At 45.8% G+C, this 4,444-nt stretch carries 5 protein-coding genes; 3 read left to right on the plus strand and 2 right to left on the minus strand.

The window, feature by feature from the left end:
* Positions 1–283: 283 nt before the first annotated feature.
* Positions 284–769 carry a cyclic pyranopterin monophosphate synthase MoaC gene (gene moaC, locus WAM07_RS11115; RefSeq protein ID WP_089751731.1) on the plus strand — a complete coding sequence of 162 codons (486 nt, stop codon included), beginning with the start codon at positions 284–286 and terminating at the stop codon, positions 767–769.
* 13 nt (positions 770–782) lie between these two features.
* Positions 783–1,436, plus strand: coding sequence for a redox-sensing transcriptional repressor Rex (locus tag WAM07_RS11120; protein WP_422166864.1), 654 nt, complete (start codon positions 783–785; stop codon positions 1,434–1,436).
* 112 nt (positions 1,437–1,548) lie between these two features.
* Here the strand turns inward: WAM07_RS11120 and WAM07_RS11125 are convergent, their stop codons facing one another.
* Positions 1,549–2,373 (minus strand): SDR family oxidoreductase, encoded by an 825-nt coding sequence (locus WAM07_RS11125; protein ID WP_422166866.1) that lies wholly within the window; start codon positions 2,371–2,373, stop codon positions 1,549–1,551.
* 250 nt (positions 2,374–2,623) lie between these two features.
* On the opposite strand from WAM07_RS11125, the gene WAM07_RS11130 reads away from it, so the two are divergent.
* Positions 2,624–4,048 (plus strand): MDR family MFS transporter, encoded by a 1,425-nt coding sequence (locus WAM07_RS11130; RefSeq protein WP_422166868.1) that lies wholly within the window; start codon positions 2,624–2,626, stop codon positions 4,046–4,048.
* Positions 4,049–4,076: 28 nt separating this feature from the next.
* Here WAM07_RS11130 and WAM07_RS11135 read toward each other — a convergent pair.
* Positions 4,077–4,444: GNAT family N-acetyltransferase (locus WAM07_RS11135; RefSeq protein WP_422166870.1), on the minus strand; the 368-nt coding region annotated here is incomplete at its 5' end.

Consider the following 4,444-nt stretch of genomic DNA (forward strand, 5'->3'; position numbering starts at 1 on the left):
ACCGTTCCGACCGACGATCGCCATGCGGTCATTCTTTTGTACTTCTAATTTAATATCCGATAAAATCAACTCAGCACCGAATTGCTTCGTCAATTGATTCAATTGCATGAGAATCATGTCGTTTCACCTCAATGAGATAAGTGTATCGTATCGGGGATTCTTCTAGCAAGATAATGCTCCTGAGTTTGTGAAATCTTTAACGTCTAGCCGTTGATTTTTTGTTAGAATAAGAGTAATGTAACTAACAGTAAGTTTGTGAATTTACTCGTAAAGGGGTAAGACCATGTCAGAGTTTACACATTTTAATGAGCAGGGGCGCGCCCGTATGGTGGATATCTCCAGTAAGGGAGAAACCGTTCGGACTGCGGTGGCTTTCAGCAGTGTACAAGTCAACGAAGAAATTTATCATAAAATTACCAATCAGGAAATTTCCAAAGGCGATGTGCTTGCGGTGGCGCAAGTGGCAGGCATTATGGCAGCAAAGAAAACATCAGATTGGATTCCCATGTGTCACCCATTGTCTTTAAGCGGAGTCGACGTGTCATTCGATTGGGAAACAGGCAATTCTTACACATTACAGATTCAAGCGGCTGTGAAAACGAAGGGAAGTACAGGGGTAGAAATGGAAGCGCTAACCGCTGCTTCTGCTACAGCTTTGACTATTTATGATATGTGTAAATCTCTTGATAAAGGAATGGTTATCGGGCCGACCTATCTCATGGAGAAAACAGGCGGTAAAACCGGTGATTATCAGCGAGAGAGCCGGTAAAGGAGGCAGAGTCATGGATTTAGAAGAACATACTAAGATCCCACAAGCTACAGCAAAACGATTGCCGTTGTATTACCGCTTTTTAAATAATTTGCACGGCCAGGGAAAAATGCGTGTCTCATCGAAAGAGCTGAGTGAAGCGGTGAAAGTGGATTCCGCTACGATCCGTCGCGACTTTTCTTATTTTGGAGCCCTTGGGAAAAAAGGATATGGCTATAATGTAGAGTACTTATTATCATTTTTCCGAAAGACGCTCGATCAGGATGAAACGACGAAAGTTGCGCTAATTGGAGTCGGTAATTTAGGTACCGCATTCTTAAATTATAATTTCACAAAAAATAATAATACGAAAATAGAAATTGCCTTTGATGCCAGCCGCGAACGCGTTGGAAGTGAAGTCGGCGGTGTCCGTGTTGAGCATATTGATGATATGGAAGAGAAAATGGGAGACCTGGCCGTGGCCATTCTTACTGTTCCGGCGTCCGAGGCGCAGGGCATTGCGGATCGGCTCGTAGATGCAGGGGTCAGCGCGATTCTGAACTTTACACCAGCGCGGATCACCGTCCCGTCCCATGTTCGTGTCCACCATATTGACCTTGCTATCGAACTGCAGGCACTGGTTTATTTTCTAAAACATTATCCTCTGGATGAGGAAGCGGAAGAATAGAGTAGAGAGACAGTCCAACGCTGATTGGGCTGTTTTTTTGTGGGGCTAAGGATAAAGGGGAAAGCTGACTAAAAAGAAAGGCTCAGAGTTTTTCACTCTGAGCCTCATCTACTCAATCAGTAGTTTTTTTCCATTGATTATCAATTAGCATTTTACCTGGCCACGTATAAGCCATAATACCGCCATCTACCGTAATGTCCTCCCCGGTAATATACGAACTCTCGTCTGAGGCCAAGAACAGCGCGACATTTGCGACTTCTTTAGGATCGCCTAAGCGCCCCATCGGAGTGACCCACTTGTTGGCTTCGCGGAATTCACGTCCCTGCTCTTCCTGTTTCGAACCGGCTAGTTCATCGATCAGCGGCGTTTCAATCGTTCCTGGCGCAATTGAATTCACACGAATGCCTTCTCGTGCGTAATCGATCGCCATGGCCTTTGTAAAGTTCGTAATGCCGCCTTTAGCTGCATTATATCCGGAGCGGTCCAGATCAGCCGCCCGCCCGGACATTGATGATGTATTAATGATCGATCCGCTTCCTTTTTCCAGCATAAGAGGGAGCAAGTATTTACTTGTTAAGAAGGTGCCGCGCAGATCGACCGCGATAATCTGGTCGAACAGCTCCACGGGATACTCGTGTACTTTTCCACCTTCTTCGTCGATTCCGGCATTATTGAATAAGACATCTATGGATCCGTACGTGTCTTTTACGTGTTGGGCTAAGCTTGTTACGCTTTCTTCGTTCGATACATCTACATATACAAACTCGGCTTTTCCGCCGTTGTCTTTTACTTCGTTAACTGTGTTTTGAACGTCTTCTACGTTCACATCCGCACAGACAACAGTGGCACCTTCTTCTGCAAAAAGCTTGACGGTTGCCTGGCCAATTCCTGTAGCAGCGCCTGTCACGACTGCTATTTTCTGGTTTAGTCGTCCCATTTTTTGAGAACCTCCTTTAATCATTCTCCTCCTGCATACCCCCCTTTTTTAAAGCAAAAACTCTCTCTATCTATTTAAAACGCTTCCAATCGGTTAAAAATGTTTTTTTAATCACTGACGTGGAATAATTTAAAAGGATCTTTGAAACGATTGTGAAAAGAGATAAGCATACACGTGGAGAAACACGATCATCAGTGGTATAGTTGAAAAATAATTCGAGTTCCGAAGTAATCAAGAGAGGAGGCATCTGATGAGTAAACTACCTAATAAATGGCTCGTGGTTGTATCGGTTCTTTTCGGTACATTCACCGTTATCCTAAATAATAGTATGTTAAATCCAATCCTGCCGAAGTTTATTGAGATCTTCGACTCCAATGCGGTGGCTGTGGGCTGGATCCTAACCATTTTCATGGTCTCTATGGGAATGACGATGCCGCTGACGGGTTATTTTGGAGACCGTTTTGGCAAGAAAAAAGTGTACGTCACAGGACTTGTCATCTTTATCGCAGGTTCGCTGTCCGGTTTTTTCTCAGAAACGTTAGCCATGGTCATCATCTCCCGGGCTATACAGGGAATGGCCGGCGGTTTAATGCTTCCTATTGCGATGGCGTTAATCTTTAATTCCTTCCCGAAACATGAACGTGGCCTTGCGGTCGGAGTATATGGGATCGCTGCGATGGTCGCACCAGCTATCGGACCCACAATCGGCGGATTTTTAATTCAATATCTCGAATGGCCCTGGCTGTTTGCCTTTAATATCCCGTTCGGGTTAACTGGATTAATACTATCTTCTAAATTCCTGGAACGAACAGAGACCCATCCCGAGAAGAAGTTCGATTTAGTCGGGTTCCTGATCATTACTTCAGGTATCGGTTCGATTCTGTTTGCCTTAGGACGCGGAAGAAGCGTTGAGAACTTGTTCGACCCATTAAACATCGCTTTAATTGTCGGGGGCTTGATCGCCGTTGTTTTATTCGTGTTCTATGAAAACCGGCAGGACGATCCGTTACTGAACTTATCTGTTTTTAAAGTACCTACGTATTCAGTGTCCATCGTCGTGACGAGCGCAGCTTCCATTGGGTTGTTTTCAGGAATATTCCTGCTGCCTTTACTCATTCAAAATGTTTATGGAATGAATGCGGTCATGACCGGCCTGCTCTTCCTGCCGGCAGCGGCTGCGAGTGGTGTGTTTATGTCGCTCGGTGGACGGCTGCTCGATAAAAAAGGACCGAAGTACGTCGTACCGCCGGGTCTTGCGATTATGGCAATTGCGACACTAGGATTAAGTTTTCTTCAGCTATCTACACCGTACTGGCTGATTCTTGCGCTCAACACAGTCCGCGGCATGGGTATGGGAATGAGCAATATGCCAGCGACGACTTCCGGTATGAACTCGATTCCGGAACCGCTTGTAGCACAGGGTTCTGCGATGAACAATATTATCCGTCAGATATCTTCATCCTTAGGGATTGTGTTCTTTTCCATTTATTACGAAGTGAGGCGAGCGCAGGTGTCGGCAGCTCCTGGTATCGATATGCAGGCGGCTACCTTGCAGACACTGAATGAAGCTTTTCTCGTATCTGCGATCGTACTGCTGATTGCCTTGCCTTTCTCCTTTATCTTAAAAGGGGTACAGAATGATAAGAATACAGATCAGCAGGAAAAAGAAGCCTAATAAAAAACGCAGGGAAGACGATGGTGTCTTATCCCTGCGTTTTTTGATTCCAATCTTTTCGTAAGAGACCGTACAGAAGCATATCGTAGGCCTGGCCATCCCGGAGAATAAACTCCCGGTGCGAACCCTCGTGCACGAAACCGAGTTTTTCATATAAGCGGCGAGCCGCGGTATTGTATTCGAAAACGGTAAGCTGCAGCCGGTGCAGATTGAGCTCGTGGAAGGCGAATTGAATTAACAGTTCCATGGCCTCTGTTCCATAGCCCTTGCCGTACATATCCGGGTCACCGATTCCAATCGTGAGCCAGGCATTCTGCTGGGTCCAGAGAATGCCGTCAAGCTCCACAAACCCGATAAACTGGTCAGCTTCCTTAATCGCAAAGAGGAAATGGCTGT

It is taken from the genome of Halobacillus sp. (assembly GCF_049282395.1).
In the GTDB taxonomy this organism is placed as follows: domain Bacteria; phylum Bacillota; class Bacilli; order Bacillales; family Halobacillaceae; genus Halobacillus.

Coding starts and splice junctions, on each gene's coding strand:
- WAM07_RS11120 (WP_422166864.1), top strand. CDS start 783: ATGGATTTAGAAGAACATACTAAGATCCCACAAGCTACAGCAAAACGA.
- WAM07_RS11125 (WP_422166866.1), bottom strand. CDS start 2,373: ATGGGACGACTAAACCAGAAAATAGCAGTCGTGACAGGCGCTGCTACA.
- WAM07_RS11130 (WP_422166868.1), top strand. CDS start 2,624: ATGAGTAAACTACCTAATAAATGGCTCGTGGTTGTATCGGTTCTTTTC.
- moaC (WP_089751731.1), top strand. CDS start 284: ATGTCAGAGTTTACACATTTTAATGAGCAGGGGCGCGCCCGTATGGTG.